A 25,852-nucleotide genomic window follows, 5' to 3' on the forward strand; every position below is an offset into this window, starting at 1 on the left:
GCTTCCACGAGTCGGCTGCCGCTTCCTCGATCGCTTGCTGGATCGCACGCTTGCGGCTTTCTTCGGCGCGACGGCTGAAGAACCAGACCATGAAGGTCACGATCGACACGGCCAGCAGGATCAGGCTGGCCACGGCGTTGATCTCGGGCTTCACCCCCAGACGCACCGCCGAGAACACTTCCATCGGCAGGGTCGTGGAACCCGGGCCGGACACGAAGCTCGCCAGCACCAGGTCATCCAGCGACAGGGCGAACGACATCATGCCGCCCGCCGCCAGCGATGGGGCGATCATCGGGATGGTGATCAGGAAGAACACCTTCCACGGTTTCGCGCCCAGGTCCATGGCCGCCTCTTCGATGGACAGGTCCAGCTCGCGCAAACGCGCCGAGACCACCACCGCCACATAGGCCGCACAGAACGTGGTGTGGGCGATCCAGATGGTGACGATGCCGCGCTCCTGCGGCCAGCCGATCATCTGCGCCATGGCCACGAACAGCAGCAACAGCGACAGACCGGTGATCACCTCAGGCATGACCAGTGGCGCGGTGACCAGGCCACCGAACAGGGTGCGGCCCTTGAAGCGCGTAATGCGCGTCAGGACGAACGCCGCCAATGTACCCAGTGCCACCGCCGCCACCGCCGTGTAGCAGGCGATTTCCAGCGAGCGCACCACCGAGCCCATCAACTGGCTGTTGTCGAGCAAGCCGACGTACCACTTGACCGACCAGCCGCCCCACACCGTTACCAGTTTGGAGGCGTTGAACGAGTAGATCACCAGGATCAGCATCGGCGCGTAGATGAATAGCAAACCCGCTACCAGCATGAAACTTGAGAAACGGAAGCGCTTCATTCCTTGCCCTCCATTTCTTTGGCCTGACTACGGTTGAACAGAATGATCGGCACAATCAGGATCGCCAGCATCACCACCGCCAGGGCAGACGCCACCGGCCAGTCACGGTTGTTGAAGAACTCCTGCCAGAGCACTTTACCGATCATCAGGGTTTCCGGACCGCCCAGCAGTTCCGGGATCACGAACTCGCCCACCACCGGGATGAACACCAGCATGCAGCCTGCGATGATGCCGTTTTTCGACAGCGGCACGGTGATTTTCCAGAAGCTGTTGAAGGTGCTCGAACCCAGGTCCGACGCGGCTTCCAGCAGGCTCTGGTCGTGCTTCACCAGGTTGGCGTACAACGGCAGGATCATGAACGGCAGGTAGGAATAGACTACGCCGATGTAGACCGCCAGGTTGGTGTTGAGGATCTGCAGCGGTTCGTCGATCCAGCCCATGCTCATCAGGAAACCATTGAGCAGGCCGTTGTTGCTGAGGATGCCCATCCACGCATAAACGCGGATCAGGATCGCGGTCCAGGTCGGCATCATGATCAGCAGCACCAGCACCGTCTGCACTTCCTTGCGGGCAACGGAGATGCCGTAGGCCATCGGGTAGCCGATCAGCAGGCAGAGGATGGTGCTGAAAAGCGCCATCTTCAACGAGCCGAGGTAAGCGGCGATGTACAGCTCGTCACCGGCCAGCATTGCGTAGTTGCCCAGGTTAAGCAGCAACTGCAGCTTCTGCTCGGCGTAGCTGTAGATTTCGGTGTACGGCGGAATGGCGACGTCCGCTTCGGCGAAGCTGATCTTCAGAACAATGAAGAACGGCAGCATGAAGAACAGGAACAGCCAGATGAAAGGAACTCCGATGACCATCTGACGGCCACCGGGAATTATTCGATTGAGACGGCGTTTGAGTTTGCGCATGTTCATGAGCGAAGTACCACGCCGCTGTCGTCTTCCCAGTACACGTAGACCTGATCACCCCAGGTCGGACGCTGCCCGCGACGCTCGGCGTTGGCCACGAACGACTGCACCAGCTTGCCGCTTGGCAGTTCGACGTAGAACACCGAATGGCCGCCGAGGTAGGCGATGTCGTGCACCTTGCCGCTGGACCAGTTGTACTGGCAGGTCGGCATGTTGGCGGTGACCAGCAGTTTTTCCGGACGTATCGCGTAGGTAACCGACTTGTCCTGCACCGAAGTGCTGATGCCGTGGCCGACATAGATCTGACGATCCAGGTCCTTGCAGGTAATGATCGCGTGGCCTTCGGCGTCGTCGATCACTTCGCCTTCGAAGATGTTCACGTTGCCGATGAATTCGCAGACCAGGCGGCTGGTCGGGGTTTCGTAGATGTCGATCGGGCTGCCGATCTGGGCGATCCAGCCCAGGTGCATGATCGCGATGCGYTCGGCCATGGTCATGGCCTCTTCCTGGTCGTGGGTCACCATCACGCAAGTTACGCCGACGCGCTCGATGATCTCCACCAGCTCCAGCTGCATTTGCGAACGCAGCTTCTTGTCCAGGGCGCCCATCGGTTCGTCGAGCAGCAGCAATTTCGGACGCTTGGCCAGGGAACGGGCCAGGGCCACGCGCTGACGCTGCCCGCCGGACAACTGATGCGGCTTGCGCTTGGCGTACTGGCTCATCTGTACCAGCTTGAGCATGTCCGCCACCCGTGCATCGATTTCAGCGGCCGACAACTTGTCCTGCTTGAGGCCGAAGGCAATGTTCTGCGCCACAGTCATGTGCGGAAACAGGGCGTAGGACTGGAACATCATGTTGATTGGCCGCTCGTAGGGCGGCATGTCAGTGATGTCTACGCCATCGAGGAAAATGCGCCCCTCCGTGGGCCGTTCGAAACCTGCGAGCATGCGCAGCAACGTGGATTTGCCCGATCCCGAACCGCCGAGCAGGGCGAAAATTTCGCCTTTCTTGATTTCCAGGGACACATCGTCCACGGCAATCGTCTCGTCGAACTTCTTCGTGACCCGGTCGATTTTGACCAGTACCTGTTTAGGTGACTGGTCGCCCTCGAGGGCTTTCTTATAGGCGCCGGAGGCAACTGCCATTTACGAAACTCCCAGAAAAAAAGAGTGCAGTTCGCTCAAGGTGAGCCAACCTGGATAGTTTGAGCCTTGAAACTATTTACCCGACTTGACCTTGGTCCAGCTGCGGGTCATCAAACGTTGAATATTCGGCGGTAGCTCGATGGACACGTAGGTCTTGTCGAGCACCGCTTGCGGTGGATAAACCGCTTCGTCGGTGCGAATGGACTGTTCCATCAGTTTGTCCGCCCCCGGATTAGGGTTGGCATAGCCGACGTAATCACTGACCTGGGCAATCACCTCGGGTTTGAGCAAATAGTTGATGAACGCGTTGGCCTGCTTCACGTTGGCCGAGTCCTTCGGAATCGCCAGCATGTCGAACCAGAGCGCGCCGCCCTCTTTCGGGATCGAATAGGCGATGTTCACGCCTTTCTTGGCTTCTTCGGCGCGATTCTTCGCCTGGAAGATGTCGCCGGAGAAACCGATCGCCACGCAGATATCGCCGTTGGCCAGATCCGCGATGTATTTCGAAGAGTGGAAGTAGGTCACGTAAGGTCGCACTGCAAGCAACTTGGCGGTGGCCTTTTCGTAGTCCTTGGGATCGGTGCTGTTGGCATTCAGGCCCATGTAGTTGAGCACTGTCGGCATCATTTCATCGGCGGAGTCGAGGAAGGCTACACCACAGCTTTGCAGTTTCTTGATGTTCTGCGGCTCGAACAGCACGCCCCAGGAATCGATCGTGTCGACGCCCAGCACAGCCTTGACCTTGTCGACGTTGTAGCCGATGCCATTGGTGCCCCACAGGTACGGCACGGCGTACAGGTTGCCCGGATCGTTCTGTTCCAGGCGCTTGAGCAGCACCGGGTCGAGGTTCGAATAGTTCGGCAGCTGCGACTTGTCGAGTTTCTGGAACGCCCCGGCCTTGATCTGTTTGCCGAGAAAGTGGTTCGACGGCACGACCACGTCGTAGCCGGTACGCCCGGCGAGCAACTTGCCTTCCAGGGTTTCGTTGGAATCGAAGACGTCATAAACCGGCTTGATACCGGTCTCTTTCTGGAAGTCGGCCAGGGTGGTCTCGCCGATGTAGTCTGACCAGTTATAAATATGCACGGTACCGGCGGCCTGGACACTGACAGCAATCGTCAGCCCGGCGCCGACCAGCATGGCTTTGCGCAAGAAAGAAAAAACAGGCAAGTGGAGGTCCTCTGAAATTAGTTGGGCCCAAGTTGCCCCGCGTTACATGACAACCGTAGTTGCCCGGCAACAAAACCGGCGCGCAACTTACCCTCGAAAAACCGTTCCAGCAAAACTTTTGTCATTTAATTCAACCTGTTGCCGCCACCGCGCAGGTGACGACAACAGGCCGTTGCATCAAACCGGCTTATTTACCGGATTTGATCTTGGTCCAGCTGCGGGTCATTTCACGCTGGGTCGCCGCTGGCAGGTCGGCGATGGCATACAACTTGGCCTGCACATCGGCTGGCGGGTAGATGCCTGGATCGCTGGTGATGTCTTTTTCTACCAGAGCTGTTGCAGCGGCGTTACCGTTCGGGAAGCGTACGGCGTTGGTGATACTGGCCATGACTTCAGGCTTCTGCAGGAAGGTCATGAACTTGTAGGCGCCCTGAACGTTCTCGGCATCCTTGGGAATCGCGACCATGTCGAAGAAACTGCCAGCGCCTTCTTTCGGAATGGCGTAGCTGACTTTGACCTTGTCACCCGCCTCTGCGGCACGGGACTTGGCCTGCTGAACGTCACCCGAGTAGCCAACCGCTACGCAGATGTTGCCGTTGGCCAGGTCCGAGATGTACTTGGACGAGTGGAAGTAGGTGATCGAAGGACGAATCTTGAGGAACAGTTCCTCGGCTTTCTTGATGTCTTCTTTCTTCTGACTGTCGGTTGGCAGGCCCAGGTAGTGCAGCGCGACCGGGAGCATTTCGGTCGGCGAATCGAGGAAACTCACACCGCAACCCTTGAGCTTGGCAATGTTTTCCGGTTTGAGCAGCACGTCCCAGGAGTCGATGGTATCGACGCCCAACGCAGCCTTGACCTTCGCCGGGTTGTAACCGATGCCGATCGAGCCCCACATGTACGGGAAGGCGTGCTTGTTGCCAGGGTCACTGACCGAAACGGCCTTGAGCAGATCCTGGTTCAGGTTTTTCCAGTTAGGCAGCTTGGACTGGTCCAGCTCCTGATATACGCCGGCCTTGATCTGCTTGGCCAGGAAGTTGTTCGATGGCACGACCACGTCGTAGCCGGACTTGCCCGCCAGCAGTTTGGCTTCCAGGGTCTCGTTGCTGTCGAATACGTCGTAAACGACCTTGATCCCCGACTCTTTCTCGAAGTTCGCGATGGTGTCCGGAGCGATGTAGTCGGACCAGTTGTATACGTGCAACACCTTGTCATCCGCCTGAACCGCACCCGCCATCATGCCCGCGACGGACAGGGCGAGAAGTGTCTTGCCAGCAAGCTTTTTACCTAATGCCTTCATGCGTCATGCTCCAAATTTTTCTTTTTTGAACCACTTTGTTCAGCGGCCGAACCCGGACAACTGGAACTGCAGCTAGTCTGGCAAGATCCGAGGCGGTCTTTCAAGAAAAGACCGGCCTTTGTGACAGCTTTGAGCGAGAGCGCCGCAGCTCCCTCGCTCTGAGCCTAGCACTTAGCCCTGCAATGCACTCAGGGTCAGGTCAAGGCACTTGCGAGCCTTTGTCACCAGCTCATCGATTTCCGCCGGCGTGATCACCAGTGGCGGAGCGATGATCATGGTGTCGCCGACTGCGCGCATGATCAGGCCATTGTCGAAGCAGAACTGACGGCAGATCATGCCGACGCCCTTGCCCTCGTAACGCTTGCGAGTGGCTTTGTCCTGGACCAGTTCGATGGCCCCCAACAGCCCGACCCCACGAACTTCACCCACCAGCGGGTGATCGTTCAGTTCCCGCAGACGCTTTTGCAAATACGGTGCCGTTTCTGACTTCACGCGCTCGACAATTTTCTCGTCGCGCAGGATACGGATGTTTTCCAGCCCCACAGCCGCCGCCACCGGGTGCCCGGAATAGGTGAAACCGTGGTTGAAGTCGCCGCCCTCGTTGAGCACGTCCACCACTTCATCACGCACGATCAGGCCGCCCATCGGGATGTAGCCCGAGGTCAGGCCCTTGGCGATGGTCATCATGTCTGGCTTGAGGCCGTAGAAATCGCTGCCGAACCACTCGCCGGTGCGACCGAAACCGCAAATCACTTCGTCAGCCACGAACAGGATGTCGTACTTGGCGAGGATTTCCTTGATGCGCGGCCAGTAGGTCTCTGGCGGAATGATCACGCCACCGGCACCCTGGATCGGTTCGGCAATAAAGGCACCGACGTTGTCGACGCCGACTTCCAGAATCTTTTCTTCCAGCTGGTTGGCCGCCCATACACCGAATTCTTCCGGAGTCATGTCGCCGCCTTCGGCGAACCAGTACGGCTGGGCAATGTGAACGATGCCCGGGATCGGCAAGTCGCCCTGTTCGTGCATGTACGTCATGCCGCCCAGGCTCGCGCCGGCCACGGTGGAACCGTGATAGCCGTTCTTGCGGCTGATGATGACTTTCTTTTTCGGCTGGCCCTTGATCGCCCAGTAGTGACGAACCATACGCAACATGGTGTCGTTGCCTTCAGAGCCGGAACCGGTGAAGAACACATGGTTCATACCCTCTGGCGCGATGTCGGCGATAGCCTTGGCCAGCTCCAGTACCGGTGGGTGCGCCGTCTGGAAGAACAGGTTGTAGTAAGGCAGCTCGCGCATCTGCTTGCTGGCGGCATCGGCCAGTTCATCGCGACCATAACCAATCGCGACACACCACAGGCCGGCCATACCGTCGAGGATCTTGTTACCTTCGCTGTCCCAGAGGTAAACGCCCTTGGCGTTGGTAATGATCCGCGGGCCTTTCTCTTTCAGCTGCTTGAAGTCGCTGAACGGAGCCAGGTGGTGGTCATTGCTCAAGGTTTGCCATTCACGGGTTTGCGGATTGTTGCTGGTCATGTGAATCTCCTAAAAAAATCAGGTGTAAGCGCCACCAGGTAGCGGCGGCGCCTGGCGTATCAGAMGGCAAAGAGCAGGAATTCCCTTTCCCACGAACTGATCACGCGCTTGAAGTTTTCATGCTCGGCCCGCTTGACCGCGACGTAGCCAGTGATGAAATTTTTGCCGAGGTATTTCTCGATGGTTGAACTGTTTTCCATGCGTTCCAGCGCGTCTTCGATGGTCAGCGGCAGGCGCAGGTTGCGGCGTTCATAGCCACGTCCCACCACCGGTGCACTCGGGTTCAGGCCTTCGACCATGCCGATGTAACCGCAGAGCAGGCTCGCGGCAATTGCCAGGTAGGGGTTGGCATCGGCGCCCGGCAGGCGGTTTTCCACCCGACGGTTTTGCGGCCCCGCATCCGGCACCCGCAGGCCCACGGTGCGGTTCTCTTCGCCCCACTCCACGTTCACCGGTGCCGAAGTATCCGGCAGGAAGCGGCGGAACGAGTTGACGTTGGGTGCGAACAGCGGCAACAGCTCGGGAATGAGTTTCTGCAGACCACCGATGTGGTGCAGGAACAGCTGGCTCATGGTCCCGTCTTCATTAGAAAAGATGTTCTTGCCGGTCTCGATGTCGATGACGCTCTGGTGCAAGTGCATGGCGCTGCCCGGCTCGCCGGTCATCGGCTTGGCCATGAAGGTCGCAGCGACGTTGTGCTTGAGCGCGGCCTCGCGCATGGTGCGCTTGAACACCAGGATCTGGTCGGCCAGGGACAGGGCATCGCCGTGACGGAAGTTGATTTCCATCTGCGCCGTGCCGTCCTCGTGGATCAGCGTATCGAGGTCCAGGTCCTGCAGTTCGCACCAGTCATAGACGTCTTCGAACAGCGGATCGAACTCGTTCGCCGCTTCAATGGAGAACGACTGACGACCGGTTTCCGGGCGACCGGAGCGACCGACCGGCGGCTGCAACGGGTAGTCCGGGTCGTCACTGCGCTTGGTCAGGTAAAACTCCATTTCCGGCGCCACGATCGGCTGCCAGCCTTTGTCGGTATAGAGTTTCAGGACTTTCTTGAGCACGTTGCGCGGCGACAGCTCGATCGGGTTGCCTTGCTTGTCGTAGGTATCGTGGATGACGATGGCGGTCGGCTCGATGGCCCACGGCACCAGGTACACCGCACTCTGGTCGGGGCGGCAGATCATGTCGATGTCGGCCGGGTCGAGCAGTTCGTAATAGATGTCGTCTTCGACGTAATCGCCGGTCACGGTCTGCAACAGCACGCTCTCTGGCAGGCGCATGCCCTTTTCGGCGATGAATTTGTTGGTCGGCGAAATCTTGCCCCGGGTAATCCCGGTCAAGTCGGCGATCATGCATTCGACTTCTGTGATCTTGTGGTTTTTCAACCAATCGGTGAGCTGGTCGAGGTTGTTACTCATAAATGCCTCTAGGCTTGAGTTGTCTGACCCTTTTAAGGTCAGGCGTTGTTTGACGCATCGGCGTCGCGTTGTAGAGCGTTTGCGCGGCAGATTATCGTGCTTGCCAACGCGGCTGCAGAGGCCGGGCGTGCAGAATCGCGAGCGGAGCCCTGAACGATGGTCAGGCCGCTATTGTGAATCGGTTCTATATTGAATGGAGTAACCGTAATGGGGGTGCCATCGCGACCGTCCAGAATATCGGACGGGGACGGTCGAACCGTCAGGGACGCAAGGATCACCGGAACCGCCGAGGCCACGGAACGGACGGACGTGTCATCACTGATGTGATAAACATGCCGACCGACCTGTCTTGAGCAGTCGGTGACGCCGATTATCGGCAGGCGAGACATGAAGCACCCCGGTATTATTGCTGTTATGGGTTTGATTCGAGCTTAGCCTTGTTCATTTTTTTACACAACACCCCCGTAAAAAATACAACACGGCCCGCTCAAGCCTGCGGGCGCCACTGGGGCCAAAGGCATAAAAACGCCCCAAAGCGCCTCAAAAAAGCCACACAAGCGCTTTTTTAGGGCAAAAAAGGCCTCGCTTGACTTCGGCATGCCGTTCGGGTTGACTGGAATCTGAAAAGATCAATGATTGATATTTTTAACAACAAAGGTGTTGCATCATGTCGGTACCCCCGCGTGCCGTTCAGCTTAACGAAGCGAACGCGTTCCTTAAGGAACATCCTGAGGTTCTGTACGTTGACCTTCTGATTGCGGATATGAATGGTGTGGTGCGCGGCAAGCGCATCGAACGCACCAGCCTCCACAAGGTTTACGAGAAAGGCATCAACCTGCCGGCCTCTTTATTTGCTCTGGATATCAATGGCTCGACGGTGGAAAGCACCGGCCTGGGCCTGGACATCGGTGATGCTGACCGAATCTGCTATCCAATCCCCGATACCCTGTGCAACGAGCCATGGCAGAAGCGCCCGACCGCGCAACTGTTGATGACCATGCACGAACTCGAAGGCGAGCCATTCTTCGCCGACCCGCGTGAAGTGCTGGCCAACGTGGTGCGCAAGTTCGACGAAATGGGCCTGACCATCTGCGCCGCGTTCGAACTGGAGTTCTACCTGATCGACCAGGAGAACGTGAACGGTCGTCCGCAACCGCCTCGCTCGCCGGTTTCCGGCAAACGTCCGCACTCGACACAGGTCTACCTGATCGACGACCTCGACGAATACGTCGACTGCCTCCAGGACATTCTGGAAGGTGCCAAAGAGCAAGGCATTCCGGCCGACGCCATCGTCAAGGAAAGTGCCCCGGCGCAGTTCGAAGTCAACCTGCACCACGTGGCTGACCCGATCAAGGCCTGCGACTACGCGGTCCTGCTCAAGCGCCTGATCAAGAACATCGCCTACGACCATGAAATGGACACCACCTTCATGGCCAAGCCGTATCCGGGCCAGGCGGGCAATGGTCTGCACGTCCATATCTCGATTCTCGACAAAGACGGCAAGAATATTTTTGCCAGTGAGGATCCCGAGCAGAACGCCGCACTGCGTCACGCGATCGGCGGTGTGCTCGAGACCCTACCGGCGCAGATGGCCTTCCTCTGCCCGAACGTCAACTCGTACCGTCGTTTCGGCGCACAGTTCTACGTGCCGAACTCGCCGTGCTGGGGCCTGGACAACCGCACCGTAGCGATTCGCGTACCGACCGGTGCCGCCGATGCCGTACGCATCGAACACCGTGTGGCCGGCGCCGATGCCAACCCGTACCTGCTGATGGCTTCGGTCCTGGCGGGCGTGCACCACGGCCTGACCAACAAGGTCGAGCCTGGCGCTCCAGTGGAAGGCAACAGCTACGAGCAAAACGAGCAGAGCCTGCCGAACAACCTGCGCGATGCACTGCGCGAGCTGGACGACAGCGAAGTCATGGCCAAGTACATCGATCCGAAATACATCGATATCTTCGTCGCATGCAAAGAGAGCGAGCTGGAGGAGTTCGAACACTCCATCTCCGACCTCGAGTACAACTGGTACCTGCATACCGTTTAATCGGTTGCAGTAGTAAAAAAACGCCGCCGGCCTCACAGCCTACGGCGTTTTTTTATGGGTTCATTTCGGCTGAGTGATGACTGGCATTTCCGGGACAACTCCTACACAACCATCAGACAGTGATTACATCGATTACCTCGCCGCAAGATCAAACTTCAGGGTCCCGAGATTTGATCCGGTCGCCCCTCCAAGTGTTGAGTTTTGAGTTTTGCATTTATGACTAAAATTCCATTAGGTACCGCCATTACCCTGATCGTCGCTGGTCTGTGCGCCACTGCGTGGGCCAAAACTCCCGATACTGCCCCATGGAGTTACGCAGGACCCTCTGGCCCGGAAAACTGGGGCGAACTGAAAAGCGAATACAGCCTTTGCAAGTCAGGGAACGAACAGTCACCGATCGACATCCAAAACGCGTTCGAGTACCCATTCAAACCGGCGTCCTTCAGCTATCGCCCAAACAAAGTTACCGTACTGAACAACGGCCATACGATTCAGGTGTCTGCGCCAAATTCAGGTAGTGTCTCCCTGCCCTCCGGTACTTTTTCCCTCGTGCAATTACACTTTCACACACCTGCTGAAGAAACGATTCAGGGCCGCACTTATCCATTGGGCGCACATCTGGTTCACCGAAATGACGCAGGCGAACTGGCGATTATTGCCTTGATGTATGAAGAGGGCGCACACAACACGGCACTGGAACCGATCTTCGCCGCCATGCCCAGGAATGCAGGCGGCATGGTCACCTTGAACAACGCGAACATTGCCGATTTATTGCCTGAAAACCATAACGCCTATGCCTTCATGGGTTCTCTTACAGAGCCACCGTGCACTGAAGGTGTACGGTGGAACGTGCTGACGACTGCGGTGCAATTGTCCCAGGCACAACTGGAGGCTTTTCGAGCGATATATCCAATGAATGCTCGCCCGATCCAACCCTTGAACGATCGTAGCGTGGTGGTCGGTAAATGAGTCATCGGGACTGCCAAGCGAGGCGGTGAGTCAATACAGACAAGGGGCGAGTCGACTCGTACAATGCCCGCTGCCCCGCAGGAGACTCCGATGACACGCGTAGCCACCCCCCGCAAACCCCGCGCACGCAGCCAGGCCCGGATCGATTCGATTCTCGATGCGGCCCGCACGCTGTTGGCCGCCGAGGGCGTGGCCAGTCTGTCGATCTACAGCGTCGCCGAGCGCGCGGAGATTCCACCCTCCTCGGTCTACCACTTCTTCGCCAGCGTGCCTGCCCTGCTCGAAGCCTTGACCGCCGACGTCCATGCGGCCTTCCGCGCCTRCCTGCAAGCCCCCATCGATCACCTCGCCTTGAATGGCTGGCGCGATCTGTCGCGACTGGTGGAACAACGCATGCTCGATATCTATGCAGTGGACGCTGCCGCCCGCCAACTCATTCTGGCCCAGCACGGCCTGACCGAAGTCACCCAGGCCGACCGCCAGCACGACATCGAACTGGGCGACCTGATGCACAAGTTGTTCGACCATCACTTCGAGCTGCCGACATTGCCGAGCGATGTCGATGTGTTCGCCCTGGCCATGGAGCTGGGCGACCGGGTGTATGCGCGCTCGGTGCAGCAGCACGGGCAGATTACGCCGCGCATGGCTGAAGAAGGGATGCGGGTATTTGATGCTTATGTGGGGTTGTATTTGCCGCCGTATTTGCCCAAGCGGAAGCTCTAGCGCGCTCACTGGCCTCATCGTCGGAAAGCCGCCCGGAGCAAGCCCGCTCCCACAGGTTTATCGGTCGAAAACAAAATCTGTATTCACTGGAGATCCTTGTGGGAGCGGGCTTGCCCGCGATGGCCGCGCCACTTATCCCAAGACAAACACACATGAAAAAACCCCGAAGGGCTCAAACCCTTCGGGGTTGATGTTTACGCATATTGCTTACAACTTGGCGATCGACACCTCGGTGGATTTCACGAATGCGATCACTTCACTGCCGACCGCCAGTTCCAGCTCTTTCACCGAGCGTGTGGTGATCACCGAAGTGACGATGCCGGACGCGGTCTGCACGTCGATTTCCGACAGCACGTCGCCGAGGACGATTTCCTTGATGGAGCCTTTGAACTGGTTGCGAACGTTGATGGCCTTGATTGTCATGATGTTGATTCCTGTCGTTGGGTAAGACTTGAGTTATTGAGCCCAGCGCAATTGCGTAGGCAAGGGTGAAACAGGTTCCGGTTCCGGCGGTTGGCCGGGCAGCGCCAGCACGCGATTGAGGACTTCGGTTTCCAGCGCCGCCAACCGATGGGAACCGCGTATCCGAGGGCGCGGCAATTCCACATGCAGGTCGAGGCCGACTTCGCCGTCTTCGATCAGGATCACCCGATCGGCAATCGCCACCGCTTCGCTGACGTCATGGGTCACCAGCAACACGGTGAAGCCATGCTGTTGCCAGAGTCGTTCGATCAGTTGCTGCATTTCAATTCGGGTCAGGGCATCCAGCGCACCCAAGGGTTCGTCGAGCAGCAGCAGGCGCGGCTGATGAATCAACGCACGGGCCAAGGCCACGCGTTGCTTCTGCCCACCGGACAACGCTGCCGGCCACTCATTGGCGCGATCGGCCAGGCCCACCGCTTCCAAGGCTTCAAGCGCTTGCGGCCGCCAGTTGCCCTTGAGGCCGAGACCGACGTTGTCGATGATCTTCTTCCAAGGCAGCAAACGCGCTTCCTGGAACATCAGCCGCGTGTCTTCCCGCGCTTCACGCAATGGCGCGGCACCGGCGAGCAACTCACCGCCCGAGGGTTGATCGAGACCGGCGAGCAAGCGCAGCAAGGTACTTTTGCCGCAGCCGCTACGACCGACCACGGCGACAAACTGACCCGCCGGAATGTGCAGGTCGATCTCGCGCAGCACCTGCCGTGCACCGAAAGTTTTTTGCAACTTGCGCACCACCAGCGGAGTCCCGCGCAGCAGGCGTGGAGGTTGTTGGGCGGTCATACCGAACCTCCCCTGGCAACCTGATACGCCGGGTGCCAGCGCAGCCACACACGCTCAAGTCCACGGGCCGCGAGGTCAGCCAGTTTGCYGAGCACCGCGTACAACAGAATCGCCAGCACCACCACGTCGGTCTGCAAGAATTCCCGGGCATTCATGGCCAGATAGCCGATGCCGGAACTCGCGGAGATGGTTTCCGCCACGATCAACGTCAGCCACATAAAACCCAGGGCAAAGCGCACGCCGACCAGAATCGAAGGCAGCGCCCCCGGCAGAATCACCTGCCAGAACAGACCGAAACCCGACAAGCCATAACTGCGCGACATCTCCACCAGTGCCGGGTCGACGTTGCGGATGCCGTGATAGGTATTGAGGTAAATCGGGAACAACGTGCCCAGCGCCACCAGGAAAATCTTCGCCGACTCGTCGATGCCGAACCACAGAATCACCAGTGGAATCAGCGCCAGGTGCGGCACGTTGCGGATCATCTGCACCGAACTGTCGAGCAGGCGCTCGCCCCACTTCGACAGACCGGTGATGAAGCCAAGCGTCAGGCCGATGCCGCCGCCGATGGTGAAGCCCAGCGCGGCACGCCAGCCACTGATCGCCAGGTGCGTCCAGATTTCGCCGCTGCGCACCAGGCTCACGCCGGCCTCGATGACGGCGATCGGCGCCGGCAGAATCCGTGTCGACAACCAGCCCATCGACACACTCAACTGCCACACCGCCAGCAACAACACCGGCAACGCCCAGGGCGCCAGGCTGTGGATGATTTTCTTCATGACCGCGCCTCAGCTCTGGGACGCGGCTTTGGGCAGAATGTCGTTGGCGACCATCTCGCCGAACGGGCTGACGTAGCCGGCACTTTTCGGCAGTTCTGGACGCTCGACATCGAGGTGTGGGAACAGCAGTTCARCGACCCGATACGACTCTYCCAGGTGTGGATAACCGGAGAAAATGAACGTGTCGATGCCCAGGTCCGCGTACTCCTTCACACGGGCCGCCACGGTCGGACCATCGCCTACCAGCGCCGTACCGGCACCGCCGCGCACCAGACCGACACCGGCCCACAGGTTAGGGCTGACCTCCAGATTGTCGCGGTTGCCGCCATGCAATGCGGCCATGCGTTGCTGACCGACCGAATCGAAACGCGCCAGCGAAGCCTGGGCACGGGCGATGGTGTCGTTGTCGAGATGGGAGATCAGTCGATCCGCGGCCTTCCAGGCCTCATCGTTGGTTTCACGCACGATCACGTGCAGGCGAATGCCGAAGCGCACGGTGCGTCCAAGCTTGGCGGCCTTGGCGCGGACCTGTTCGATTTTTTCCGCGACGGCGGCCGGTGGTTCGCCCCAGGTCAGGACCATTTCCACCTGTTCGGCGGCCAGGTCTTGCGCGGCTTCCGAGGAGCCGCCGAAGTACAGCGGAGGACGCGGTTGCTGGATCGGTGGATACAGCAATTTCGCGCCTTTCACGCTGATGTGCTGACCATCGTAATCGACGGTTTCGCCTTCCAGCACCCGACGCCATATACGGGTGAACTCCACCGAGGCCTGATAGCGTTCTTCGTGGCTGAGGAACAGACCATCGCCCGCCAACTCTTCCGGATCACCGCCGGTCACCAGGTTGAACAGCGCACGACCACCAGACAGTCGATCCAGGGTCGCAGCCTGACGCGCTGCCACCGTCGGGGAAATGATCCCGGGGCGCAGGGCGACAAGGAACTTCAGACGCTGGGTCACCGGAATCAGCGATGCCGCCACCAGCCACGAGTCTTCGCACGAACGGCCGGTAGGGATCAGTACCCCGCCGAACCCCAGGCGATCCGCTGCCTGTGCGACTTGTTGCAGGTAACCGTGATCGACGGCGCGGGCGCCTTCGGCGGTGCCAAGGTAATGGCCGTCGCCGTGGGTAGGCAGGAACCAGAAAATATTGAGGCTCATGGAGTGGTCTCCTTGGGGAATCGATTTATTGGGCTTTGGCAACGGCAGCCGGCGGCGTCCAGATCACGTCTTTGATGCTCAACGGCTTGGGAATCAGCTTGAGCTGGTAGAAGCTGTCGGCGATTTTCTGTTGCGCCGCGACCACTTCCGGGGTGAGGAACAGCGCGCCATAGCCCTGGCGTTTCACCGAAGTCAGGGTGATGTCCGCTGGCAGGCCGAGCAGCGGAGAAACCTGTTGGGTCACCTCTTGCGGGTTAGCCCTGGACCACTCGCCCACCGCGCGCACTTCTTCGACCAGGGTCTTGATCACCTCGGGATTTTTCTGCGCATAAGGCTTGGTCGCCAGGTAGAACTGATGGTTGTCGACGATGCCCTGGCCATCGCGCAAGGTGCGCGCTTGCAGCTGTTGTTCGGCGGCAGCCTGGTACGGGTCCCAGATCACCCAGGCGTCGACGCTGCCACGCTCGAACGCGGCGCGGGCATCGGCCGGCGGCAGGAATACGGTCTGGATGTCGGTGTATTTGAGGCCGGCGTCTTCCAGTGCACGCACCAGCAGGTAATGCACGTTGGAGCCCTTGTTCAGGACGATTTTCTTGCCTTTGAGGTCCGCCACCGATTTGACCGACGAGTCCTTCGGTACCAGGATTGCCTCACTGTGAGGCGCTGGCGGTTCATAGGCGACGTAGAGCAAGTCGGCGCCGGCCGCCTGAGCGAACACGGGTGGAGTCTCACCGGTGACGCCGAAGTCGATGGAGCCGACGTTCAGGCCTTCAAGCAGTTGCGGGCCACCGGGGAATTCAGTCCATTGCACGTCCACGCCTTGGGCGGCGAGGCGTTTTTCCAGCGTGCCCTTGGCTTTGAGCAGCACCAGGGTGCCGTATTTCTGATAGCCGATTCGTAAAGTCTCGGCCTGAGCTTGAGTAATGGCGCCGAAGGTGACAGCCGCAGCAAACAGAGCGACCAGACCACGACGCAAAATGACAGGGCGCATGGCGCTCTCCTTTTTGCAGTTGGGTTTTGGCTGCACCTGCTTGCCCGTTGGCGGGCGAGTAAGGCCAGTACTTCAATTTTTCGGTGAGGCTCAAATGCTCCAGCGAGCACTCAACAAACGATCATTCAACAGATTCGGATCAAGCGGCTTGGGCCGTCGCGCCATGGCGCTGAAAAACAGCTCCAGCGATTCATTCAGTCGTTGTTCCAGCTCCGGCGCCAACTGCGCCAGTGCGCTGCCTTCGCCGTAGGCGATCTGGCTGTCGACGGCGAAAATCCCTTGCAGCATTTCCTGGGCCTTCAATGCCGACAGCACCGGCTTGAGTGCGTAATCAACCGCCAGCATGTGGGCGATGCTGCCGCCAGTGGCCATCGGCAGAACCACCTTGTGGCTCAAGGCGCGTTCGGGCAGCAGGTCCAGCACGACTTTCAGCGCACCGGAAAACGATGCCTTGTAAACCGGTGTGGCAATCAGCAGGCCATCGGCGTTTTCAATCTGTTGCAGCAGGTCGATCACCTTGGGGCTGTCGAAGCGTGCGTGCAGCAGGTCTTCGGCCGGGAAGTCCCGTACCTGATAACTCACCACTTCCACGCCCTGCTCTTGTAACCATTGCCGGGAGCGATCCAGCAGCACCCCGGAACGAGAGCGCTGGCTGGGACTGCCACCGAGTGAGACAACCAACATTCAGACGATTCCTTGCACGGTGTTGGCGATTCGCGGTTTGCGATCTCGCTTCGATGGAGTGACCTTAACAGCTGATTTATATATCCATAAATCATATTTATTCATTTGGTTATGCATTAAAGAAATATGTAATTTGGTTTCTTCCAGACAAAAAAACAGGCCGTCGGAATGGCCTGAAATCCCCTGTTTTGTGGGTGCTGTTAACTTTGAGGTCTGTGGTGTCTGACCCGACGCCTTCGCGAGCAAGCTCGCTCCTACAGGGGTACGCGGTCAACTGTGGGAGCGAGCTTGCTCGCGATGGCGGCATCAGCTGCGCCGAAAATGCTGAAGACTTACCGGTTCGGCTGCGGCGTCAGACGCAAATACGGTTTAACGGCACGATACCCCTTGGGAAAACGCTGCCTGATTTCTTCCTCATCCTTGAGCGACGGCACGATCACCACCTCATCACCGTCCTGCCAGTTGGCCGGTGTGGCCACCTTGTAGTTGTCGGTGAGTTGCAGCGAGTCGATCACCCGCAGGATTTCGTTGAAGTTGCGCCCGGTGCTCGCCGGGTAGGTGATGGTCAACCGGACCTTTTTGTTCGGGTCGATCACGAACAGCGAGCGCACGGTCAGGGTGTCGTTGGCGTTGGGATGGATCAGGTCGTAGAGGTCCGAGACCTTGCGGTCGGCGTCGTCGAGGATCGGGAAATTGACCACGGTGTTCTGCGTCTCGTTGATGTCCTCGATCCACTTGTGGTGCGACTCGACAGGGTCCACGGACAGTGCGATCGCCTTGACGCCGCGCCCTGCGAACTCATCCTTGAGCCTGGCGGTGAAGCCCAATTCGGTGGTGCACACCGGTGTGAAATCCGCCGGATGGGAAAACAGCACGCCCCAGCTATCGCCCAGCCACTGATGAAAGCGGATGATGCCAGCGCTGGAGTTCTGTTCGAAATCGGGGGCGATATCGCCAAGTCTGAGGCCCATGGTGCTGCTCCTTGTGAGTGCTTGATGGGCTCAACTGTGCCTGTGTTTTTTATCTATTAAAAAGAATAAATATCGATTTATTTAGATCATTAGGAAATATTAAAGATCTGTTCACTGGACGTGCACACACCGGTATCGATGTTGTCGCCATGCAGGTACACCAGGCCCGCCGTCAGGCCGGGTACGCCGACCTTGGCGAAGTCGAACGAGTAGCGTGCTAGCCAGGTTTTCTCGCCGGCACGGCCGAACTTCTGGATTTGCGAATCGGTGATGGTGTAGTTCGACGAACCGTCACCCTGGTTCAGCCAAGGGAAGTCGCTACTGCCGTTGCTGGCCTGGTAACCGGCGCCGAAGGTGTGACCGGCAACGGAGTACAGGAACAGGCCGCTGTACAGGTTGTTGTCGACCTTGCCTTTACCGTTGGCTGCACCGCTGTAGTTGCCAGTGGTGAAGAACAGAGGGTCGTGACCGTTGGCACCGTCGTCGGAGCTGTTGAAATAACGGAAGTCCGACTTCAACACGCCAGGGCCGATAGCCCAGTTGTGCACCAGACCCAGGAAGTGTTGTTTGTAGAACTCTTCCAGGTTGCCGTAGTAGTACTGGGCCGTCAGGTCCTTGGTGATCTTGTAGTCGCCGCCGGCATAGATGAACTTGTTGCTGTCGCGGCCTGTAGCGGAACGGCTGTTGGCGCCGGAGATAGACAACTGTTGATTGTTGCTCGAGTTACGACCTTTTACCTGCTCGATCTGACCGCCGATCAAGGTCAGGTCCTTGATGTCGCTGGAACTGATCTGGCCACCCTGCCAGGTTTGCGGCAACAGACGACCGTCGTTGGACACGATCACCGGCAGTTTTGGCTGCAAGGTACCCAGCTTCAGTTCAGTCTGGGAGATCTTGGCTTTGGCAGTCAAACCCAGGCTGGAGAAGTCATCAACCGCTTCGCCATTGGATTTGCTCGGGAAAACCGTGCCGCCGTAAGAGGTCGCCGTGGCGCCGTTGGTGCCGCCGCCCGAATCCAGTTTGACGCCCAACAGGCCGATCGCATCCACACCAAAACCGACAGTGCCTTGGGTGTAACCGGAAATGAAACGCAGATCGAAGCCTTGGCCCCATTCTTCGTTTTTGTTCGGGCCGGTGCCGTCACGGTAGTCGGTGTTGATGTAGAAGTTACGCAGCCCCAGTGTTGCCTTGCTGTCTTCGATAAAACCCGCGGCGTTTGCCTGCTGGGCCAATGCCCCGACGGCCACAGCCATGGCCAGGGTGGACTTGTTCATGTTTCGCTCCTCTCGTTTCTAATTCTGATGTTCCTGGTCCCGAATCGATTGTTGCCCGGGATCCTGAATGCATAAATTCGCGGTAACCCGTCTAGACCGGTCGTTTGGCGGGCCGCAGGATACATGGCCTTAAAGCCAAAAAGATTTTTTGAATGTTTTTTAATGCCGTTTTGGAATATGACTTCCCACAACAGATCCGAGGTATCGGCAGCGAGGCCAATTCCTGTAACTGATCAATTGTCGAGGGAGGAAAATGCCAAATCCGAGCTCATGGATGAGTGTCGGACAGGTGCACTTTAAGGCGCGGATTAAAAAACCAAAAAGAATAAAAAAGAAATAGACCCTTTGTTTATGGAATATAAAATTCGACGCAAAAAAAACCCCGCCAATCGACGGGGCTCTTTTCTTACGGCTATTACATGAAGCTGTAGGTGTAGTTGAAGATCAGACGGGTCTGGTCTTGATCGAGGGTGCTGGTGTTGCCACGGTAGGTACCGTGACGCAGCGTCGTACCAAACCCTTTCAGTGCGCCCGTTTGAATCACGTAATCAATGCGCGCGTCGGTCTCGTGTTCACTCAGGTCTTTACCAACACCGCTGGTAGCCTTGATGTCCTGGCCATTCAAGTAAGCAATCGAAGCTTTCAAGCCTGGTACACCCAGGGAGGCGAAGTCATAGGAGTACTGACCGAACGTGGTGTTTTCACCGGCACGGATAAAGCTGCCAACTGTGGCGTCGGTAAACGAGTAGAAGCTCGCGCCGCCGGCACCTTCAGGATTACCGTTGCCATCGACAAGGTTGCCTTGGTTCAAGAAAACGAAGCCGCCGTCATCATTGACACGCTGATGCCCGATCAGGAACGCGTTGCCACCCAGGGTATAGGTGAACATGGCGCTCCAGGTCTTGTTATCGACCTCACCCGGGTTCTTGGCGAAACCGTTGTTGTTGTTGAAACGGAAACCCGGATCGCCGTTCTTGCCGTCGGAGCTGCTATCGAAATAACGGATATCGGTCTTGAACGACTGATTGGCCGCGATCGGGTAGACGTGCACCAGGCCGAGGAAGTTCTGCTTGTAGAAGTCTTCCAGGTTCGCATAGTAGTACTGCAGCAAGAGGTCTTTGGTGACCTTCCAGTCAGCACCGGCGTATTGGAATTTATTGCTGTCCTGAGTAGCGCCAGCCACAGACAGGCCAGTGGAGTTCGAGGAGGCACGACCCGACGCGTGCTCCAGTTGACCAAAGTTAAAGGTCACATTGTCGATTTCTTTGGAGGTGATGGTGCCACCTTCAAAGGTTTGTGGCAGCAGACGGCTGTCGTTCGCGATCAGGATCGGCAGGTTAGGTGCCAGAGCGCCACCCAGGTGGGCTTCGGTCTTCGAGAAGCGCGCCTTGACGTTGCCATCCAGACGGCTCCACTCGTCGGCCGCCTCATTGCCATCGCTAGGGAAGAATGAGTTGCTGTTACCGGTCGGGTGATGCCCCTTGCCACCATCCAGGTGGATACCTACGAGCGCCTGGGCATCGATACCGAAGCCGACAGTACCCTGGGTGAAACCGGACAGGTAATCGAACTTCAGACCCTCAGCGGTTTCTCGCTGACGGTTGGCAGGAGTGCTCGCACCTTCACGCATATCGGCGTCGTAATACATGGTGCGAGAGCTGATGGAAGCCTTGCTGTCTTCCAGGAAACCTGCGGCGCCTGCCTGCTGCGCCAAAACCCCAACGGCCACGGCCAAAGCCAAGGTGGACTTGTTCATTGTGTAGCTCCTCTCGATTCTAATTCTTGTGTTCCTGGTCTCGAGTCGACGCCCGAAATCCTAAGATGTGCGATTAGCGCCAGAGCGTGACTCACAAGTCAATCGTAACCATGTGTGTCTACGACCATAGTCTAATCCCCCGGTTTTTTGGTCCCTGCAGGGTCATGAATTCGTCATGAACCTGAAAAGAATTACCCGATTCTTTTCCAATACCGTTTAGGAATTTAGCTCCCCATGCCCTAATCATCCCAGAATAGACGGTTTGGCTCACAAGCTAATTCCTAATCGGTATTTATTTTCGCTTTTTTAGATCGATTAGCTTCTGACGTAATTCGGAAACAAATCTTATACCGAAAGGCGGTCCCATGACGTCTAAACGCGCACTATCCGGACCAATTGTTACAGTTTGTGTATTTGTTCGCATTTTCTTTCGCCGCTCATGCGGCGAACCTTACCGTCGGCTACCAAACCGGCATCGACCCGAGCAAAGTCCCCAGGCCGATGGGGGGCGCCAACCTCTGAGGTCTGGGTGGCGCGCAAGGATTACGCCGAAAATCATCCGGAGGTCATGGCAAAGTTCGCCAGAGTTACTCTGGATTCATTCGCCAACTGGCACAAAAAGCTGCTGGGTTACAGGGCTTTTTCGAAGATCTTCGAATTACGCTGATAGTTGTATAGCGACGCCCGCGCCGACGGTAGTCGGTCGACGCTGCTGGGTTCGAAGCCACGTTCGCGGAACCAGTGCGCGGTGCGGGTGGTGAGGACGAACAAGGTTTTCAACCCCTGAGCCCGCGCGCGGTTTTCAATGCGTTCCAGCAACTCATCGCCGCGACCGCCATGGCGGTATTCCGGATTCACCGCCAGGCACGCCAGCTCGCCCGCGTCCGAATCGGCGATTTGGTACAGCGCCGCACAGGCGATGATCATGCCTTCGCGTTCAACCACACTGAACTGCTCGATTTCGCGTTCCAGCACCTCACGGGAACGGCGCACCAGGATGCCCTGCTCTTCCAGCGGACTGATCAAGTCCAGCAAACCACCGACGTCTTCAATGGCCGCTTCGCGCACCACTTCGAACTGTTCCTGGGCGACCAGGGTGCCGCCACCGTCGCGGGTGAACAGCTCGGTCAAAAGTGCACCGTCTTCGGCATAACTGACGATATGGCTACGAGCCACGCCGCCACGGCAAGCTTCGGCCGCGGCATCGAGCAATTCTGCCTGATAGTTGCTGCCCAGCCGTTGCAGATGCGCAGGCACTTGCTGCGGACGCAGTTCGCGCACCAGGCGCCCGTGTTCGTCGATCAGGCCCAGGTCGGCACCGAACAGCAGCAGCTTGTCCGCGCCCAGATCGATGGCCGCGCGCGTGGCGACGTCTTCGCAAGCGAGGTTGAAAATCTCCCCGGTCGGCGAATAGCCCAGCGGCGACAGCAGCACGATGGAGCGCTCGTCCAGCAGACGGTTGATGCCCTTGCGGTCGACCCGGCGCACTTCGCCGGTGTGGTGATAGTCGACGCCTTCGAGCACGCCGATCGGGCGTGCCGTCACCAGGTTGCCGCTGGCCACCCGCAGGCGTGAGCCCTGCATCGGTGACGAAGCCATGTCCATCGACAGGCGAGCCTCAATGGCAATGCGCAACTGGCCGACCGCGTCGATCACGCACTCCAGGGTCGCGGCATCGGTGATGCGCATGCCGTGGTGGTAATGCGGGGTCAAGCCACGGGCAGCGAGGCGCGCTTCGATTTGCGGCCGGGAACCGTGAACCAGCACCAGACGCACACCCAGGCTGTGCAACAGCACCAGGTCGTGGACGATATTGCCGAAGTTCGGGTGTTCAACGCCGTCGCCGGGCAGCATGACGACAAAGGTGCAATCGCGGTGGGCGTTGATGTAAGGCGAAGCGTGACGAAGCCAATTGACGTATTCGGGCATGAACCTGGGCCTGTAATAAATAGCAGCCGAAAAAAGGGCGAAACTGAAAACGCACAGCGGGCTGATGGTTATCGTCGGAACAGGCTTGGCGACACGCGCGCTCTCCTCATGAATACGGGTTTGGGTACCGGCAATTTATACGGCTTGTCAGGCAAATCACAGACCCTGTGCAGGAGCGAGCTTGCTCGCGATGAACGCAAGGACGACGCGTCCATTCAGAAAGATCGCGTAATCGTTGACGCCCTTCGCGAGCAAGCTCGCTCCTACAGGTCAGCGGACTGTCAGGCAGTAATGTTCAATCAGCTGCCTTAATAGATGCACCGTAGGCTGCAAACGTGACATTTCGAGGTATTCCCCCGGCTGGTGGGCGCAGGCGATATCACCCGGGCCAAGCACCAGCGTTTCACAGCCAAGGCGCTGAAGATAAGGTGCTTCAGTGCCGAACGCCACTGCTTCGGCGCTGTGACCGGTGAGCTTTTCGGCAAGGCGCACCAGTTCGGCGTCCTCGGCCTGCTCGAACGGCGGCACTTCGGGGAACAACGGCGCGTAATCGATCTTGACCTGATGCCGCTCGGCAACCGGCTTGAGCTTTTGCAGGATCTCGGCGCGCAGGACTTTGGGGTCCATGCCGGGCAACGGCCGCAAATCGAATTCCAGCGAACACTGGCCGCAAATTCGGTTGGGGTTGTCGCCGCCATGGATACAGCCGAAATTCATCGTTGGTGTCGGCACGCCGAATTGAGGATTGCGGAATTCGCGCTGCCATAACAAGCGCAGGCCACGCAATTCACCGATGGCATCGTGCATGGCTTCCAGGGCGCTATGGCCCAGGCGCGGGTCAGAGGAATGACCGCTCTGCCCGAGGATGTCGATGCGCTCCATCATGATGCCTTTGTGCATGCGGATCGGCTTGAGCCCGGTCGGCTCGCCAATCACCGCCGCCCGCCCCAGTGGTCGCCCCGCTTCGGCCAGCGCACGGGCGCCGGACATCGAGCTTTCTTCATCGCAGGTGGCGAGAATCAGCAACGGCTGTTTGAACGGTTGGTCGAGCAGCGGTTTGACCGCCTCGATCGCCAGGGCGAAAAAACCCTTCATGTCGCAACTGCCCAGGCCGACCCAGCGACCATCGACTTCAGTCAGCTTCAACGGGTCGGTTTGCCATAGCGCACCGTCGAACGGCACGGTGTCGCTGTGCCCGGCCAGCACCAGGCCGCCGGGACCGGAACCGAAACTGGCCAGCAAGTTGAACTTGCCGGGGCTGACCTGCTGGATCTCGCAGGTAAAACCCAGCTCACCGAGCCACGTCGCCAGCAGATCGATGACCGGGCCGTTGCTTTGATCGAGACCGGGCTGGGTGCAACTGACCGACGGTGTAGCGATCAACGCTGCGAATTGTTCTTTCATCGACGGCAATGGCATCGCTGACTCCCGGCACCCGAATTGAAGTCCATCATAGAACCAACCGATGACAGGAATAAACCGTCTCGGCGCGTACTAACCTTGAGTCCTGTACACTGCACGACCTTGGCAGCCACACATTCCCCCGGCTGCGCTCCCGATCCTGGATTTTCCGGCCATGCAGAAAGAAACCGAAATCAAACTCCGCGTCAGCCGCGAAACCCTCGCCGCCCTGCGCGAGCACCCGTTACTGAAAAAACGCAACAAAAGTGGCTGGGAACGCCGTGAGTTGATGAACCAGTACTTCGACACCCCAGAGCGCGACCTGGCCCAGGCCAAAGTCGCCCTGCGCCTGCGCAAGGATGGTGACGACGTGATTCAGACCCTCAAGACCCGCGGCCAGAGCGTCGCCGGTCTGTCGGTGCGTAACGAGTACGACTGGAACCTGCCCAAGGCCAAGCTCGACCTGAAGAAACTCGACGGCGAATGCTGGCCCGAGGAACTGGCCACGCTTGACAAGAAAACCCTGAAGCCGATCTTCACCACCGACTTCGTCCGCGAACGGGCGGAAATCGCCTGGGGTCGCGGCAAGACCAAAGTGGTCATCGAAGCCGCGCTGGACCTGGGTCACGTCGTGGTCGGCAAGCAGAAAGAAGAAATCTGCGAGCTGGAACTGGAACTGCGCGAAGGCGAACCGGCCGCGTTGCTGGAACTGGCTGCCGAGCTGGCCGAGAAACTGGCCCTGATGCCGTGCGACATCAGCAAGGCCGAGCGCGGTTATCGCCTGTACGACGCCCACAGTTACTCGTTGAGCCTGCCGGCGCCGCAGATTACCGCCGAAACGCCGCTGGACGACGCGTTCGCCGCGCTGAGCTGGCATTTGCTGGGCAGCAGCCAGCGTCTGGCCGAACAGTATCGCTTCAATGGTCACTGGCGTCTGTTGCAGGACTGGGTCGAAAACCTCGCGGAAATGCGCGCGCTGATCAGCAGCCTGGGCCAGGCCGCTCCGCGTCAATCGACCCACGACATGCGTATCGCCCTCGATGCCTTGCTGGAAGACTGGCGCCCGCTGGTCCAGGCCGGCCTGGAAGATGAAGACGTGCGCAAAGCCGCGCCCGAGCAGTTCCTCGAAGAACTCGAAGACCCGCGCTGGGGCCTGTTCTCCCTGACTACCTCGCGCTGGCTGCTGGCCCGCACCTGGGCCGCCGACCGTAACACCCGTGGCAATCGCCAGGGCGCTGCGCAACTGGGCAGCTGGTTGCCGCGCCTGCTGGGTGAAGAAGCCAACTCGCTGCAATTGCAGCGCTACCAGCAACAACCGGAAGACCTGGCCGAACAACTGCCGCGCATCGAACGCATCCAGGTCTGGCTGCACCATGCGCGTAACGTGCTGGAGATCCCGGAAATGGATCGCCTGTACGGTGAGCTGAACAAACTGGCGCAACTGGCCAACGAATCGATCACCGACGAAGTCCTGGATGCGCGCAAGCAGCAGGCGATTGCGGTGTATCAGAACCGTGCCTGGAAAATGCTGCTRCGTCTGTAATACCGCCATCGCGAGCAAGCTCGCTCCCACAGGATTTGTG

General features: G+C 58.6%; 21 protein-coding genes and 2 pseudogenes. 5 read left to right on the top strand and 18 right to left on the bottom strand.

Annotation, left to right across the window (positions count from 1 at the left end; translation table 11 throughout):
• The 7 genes from ACXRVY_RS05470 to ACXRVY_RS05500 form a co-directional block, all read right to left on the bottom strand.
• Window positions 1-850: ABC transporter permease subunit (locus tag ACXRVY_RS05470; protein ID WP_458237089.1), on the bottom strand; the 850-nt coding region annotated here is incomplete at its 3' end.
• On the bottom strand, window positions 847-1,728 hold the full coding sequence (locus tag ACXRVY_RS05475) for an ABC transporter permease subunit (RefSeq protein ID WP_191622238.1): 882 nt from the start codon (window positions 1,726-1,728) through the stop codon (window positions 847-849). The genes ACXRVY_RS05475 and ACXRVY_RS05470, both read right to left, overlap by 4 nt.
• Before the next feature lie 35 nt (window positions 1,729-1,763).
• Window positions 1,764-2,906 (bottom strand): ABC transporter ATP-binding protein, encoded by a 1,143-nt coding sequence (locus tag ACXRVY_RS05480; protein WP_223456574.1) that lies wholly within the window; start codon window positions 2,904-2,906, stop codon window positions 1,764-1,766.
• Between the two features lie 72 nt (window positions 2,907-2,978).
• Window positions 2,979-4,076 carry a polyamine ABC transporter substrate-binding protein gene (locus ACXRVY_RS05485; protein WP_317851105.1) on the bottom strand — a complete coding sequence of 366 codons (1,098 nt, stop codon included), beginning with the start codon at window positions 4,074-4,076 and terminating at the stop codon, window positions 2,979-2,981.
• Window positions 4,077-4,263: 187 nt separating this feature from the next.
• Window positions 4,264-5,373 carry a polyamine ABC transporter substrate-binding protein gene (locus ACXRVY_RS05490; protein WP_223456572.1) on the bottom strand — a complete coding sequence of 370 codons (1,110 nt, stop codon included), beginning with the start codon at window positions 5,371-5,373 and terminating at the stop codon, window positions 4,264-4,266.
• Window positions 5,374-5,544: 171 nt separating this feature from the next.
• On the bottom strand, window positions 5,545-6,909 hold the full coding sequence (locus tag ACXRVY_RS05495; protein ID WP_223456571.1) for an aspartate aminotransferase family protein: 1,365 nt from the start codon (window positions 6,907-6,909) through the stop codon (window positions 5,545-5,547).
• Window positions 6,910-6,968: 59 nt separating this feature from the next.
• On the bottom strand, window positions 6,969-8,327 hold the full coding sequence (locus tag ACXRVY_RS05500) for a glutamine synthetase family protein (protein WP_458237090.1): 1,359 nt from the start codon (window positions 8,325-8,327) through the stop codon (window positions 6,969-6,971).
• Window positions 8,328-8,994: 667 nt separating this feature from the next.
• Here ACXRVY_RS05500 and ACXRVY_RS05505 point away from each other — a divergent pair.
• The 3 genes from ACXRVY_RS05505 (at window position 8,995) to ACXRVY_RS05515 (ending at window position 12,063) form a co-directional block, all read left to right on the top strand.
• The gene (locus ACXRVY_RS05505; RefSeq protein WP_223456569.1) at window positions 8,995-10,371 is read left to right on the top strand and encodes a glutamine synthetase family protein; all 1,377 of its coding nucleotides are present in this window, start codon (window positions 8,995-8,997) and stop codon (window positions 10,369-10,371) included.
• Window positions 10,372-10,587: 216 nt separating this feature from the next.
• Complete coding sequence (locus ACXRVY_RS05510; protein WP_223456568.1) at window positions 10,588-11,340, top strand: carbonic anhydrase; 753 nt, start codon at window positions 10,588-10,590, stop codon at window positions 11,338-11,340.
• A gap of 90 nt (window positions 11,341-11,430) precedes the next feature.
• Window positions 11,431-12,063 carry a TetR/AcrR family transcriptional regulator gene (locus ACXRVY_RS05515; RefSeq protein ID WP_458237091.1) on the top strand — a complete coding sequence of 211 codons (633 nt, stop codon included), beginning with the start codon at window positions 11,431-11,433 and terminating at the stop codon, window positions 12,061-12,063.
• 207 nt (window positions 12,064-12,270) lie between these two features.
• Here ACXRVY_RS05515 and ACXRVY_RS05520 read toward each other — a convergent pair whose 3' ends face one another.
• The 9 genes and pseudogenes from ACXRVY_RS05520 to ACXRVY_RS05560 form a co-directional block, all read right to left on the bottom strand.
• Window positions 12,271-12,486: a TOBE domain-containing protein gene (locus ACXRVY_RS05520; RefSeq protein WP_007967989.1), complete on the bottom strand. Its 216-nt coding sequence runs from the start codon at window positions 12,484-12,486 to the stop codon at window positions 12,271-12,273.
• 33 nt (window positions 12,487-12,519) lie between these two features.
• On the bottom strand, window positions 12,520-13,326 hold the full coding sequence (gene ssuB / locus ACXRVY_RS05525; RefSeq protein WP_223456566.1) for an aliphatic sulfonates ABC transporter ATP-binding protein: 807 nt from the start codon (window positions 13,324-13,326) through the stop codon (window positions 12,520-12,522).
• Complete coding sequence (gene ssuC, locus ACXRVY_RS05530) at window positions 13,323-14,105, bottom strand: aliphatic sulfonate ABC transporter permease SsuC (RefSeq protein ID WP_458237092.1); 783 nt, start codon at window positions 14,103-14,105, stop codon at window positions 13,323-13,325. Before ssuC ends, ssuB begins: the two co-directional genes overlap by 4 nt.
• A 9-nt stretch (window positions 14,106-14,114) precedes the next feature.
• On the bottom strand, window positions 14,115-15,263 hold the full coding sequence (ssuD, locus tag ACXRVY_RS05535; RefSeq protein WP_458237093.1) for an FMNH2-dependent alkanesulfonate monooxygenase: 1,149 nt from the start codon (window positions 15,261-15,263) through the stop codon (window positions 14,115-14,117).
• A 25-nt stretch (window positions 15,264-15,288) separates the two neighbouring features.
• Entirely contained in the window at window positions 15,289-16,254 is a 966-nt protein-coding gene (locus tag ACXRVY_RS05540; protein ID WP_223456561.1) for a sulfonate ABC transporter substrate-binding protein, read from the bottom strand.
• A 90-nt stretch (window positions 16,255-16,344) separates the two neighbouring features.
• Entirely contained in the window at window positions 16,345-16,938 is a 594-nt protein-coding gene (gene ssuE / locus ACXRVY_RS05545; RefSeq protein ID WP_223456559.1) for an NADPH-dependent FMN reductase, read from the bottom strand.
• A 332-nt stretch (window positions 16,939-17,270) separates the two neighbouring features.
• Window positions 17,271-17,909 (bottom strand): peroxiredoxin, encoded by a 639-nt coding sequence (locus ACXRVY_RS05550; RefSeq protein WP_223456557.1) that lies wholly within the window; start codon window positions 17,907-17,909, stop codon window positions 17,271-17,273.
• 131 nt (window positions 17,910-18,040) lie between these two features.
• Window positions 18,041-19,183 (bottom strand): annotated as a pseudogene (locus ACXRVY_RS05555) (OprD family outer membrane porin); the annotation flags it as partial.
• Between the two features lie 415 nt (window positions 19,184-19,598).
• Window positions 19,599-20,939: an OprD family outer membrane porin gene (locus ACXRVY_RS05560; RefSeq protein WP_223456553.1), complete on the bottom strand. Its 1,341-nt coding sequence runs from the start codon at window positions 20,937-20,939 to the stop codon at window positions 19,599-19,601.
• Window positions 20,940-21,432: 493 nt separating this feature from the next.
• On the opposite strand from ACXRVY_RS05560, the pseudogene tauA reads away from it, so the two are divergent.
• Window positions 21,433-21,552 (top strand): annotated as a pseudogene (gene tauA / locus ACXRVY_RS05565) (taurine ABC transporter substrate-binding protein); the annotation flags it as partial.
• A gap of 17 nt (window positions 21,553-21,569) precedes the next feature.
• Here tauA and argA read toward each other — a convergent pair.
• Window positions 21,570-22,868 (bottom strand): amino-acid N-acetyltransferase, encoded by a 1,299-nt coding sequence (gene argA, locus ACXRVY_RS05570; protein WP_223456551.1) that lies wholly within the window; start codon window positions 22,866-22,868, stop codon window positions 21,570-21,572.
• A gap of 270 nt (window positions 22,869-23,138) precedes the next feature.
• Window positions 23,139-24,287, bottom strand: coding sequence for an acetylornithine deacetylase (gene argE, locus ACXRVY_RS05575; RefSeq protein WP_223456549.1), 1,149 nt, complete (start codon window positions 24,285-24,287; stop codon window positions 23,139-23,141).
• Between the two features lie 157 nt (window positions 24,288-24,444).
• Between argE and ACXRVY_RS05580 the strand changes: the two genes are divergently transcribed.
• On the top strand, window positions 24,445-25,812 hold the full coding sequence (locus ACXRVY_RS05580; protein ID WP_223456546.1) for a CYTH domain-containing protein: 1,368 nt from the start codon (window positions 24,445-24,447) through the stop codon (window positions 25,810-25,812).
• The last annotated feature ends 40 nt before the right edge of the window (window positions 25,813-25,852 follow it).

Source organism: Pseudomonas sp. P5_A2_2 (genome assembly GCF_054177685.1).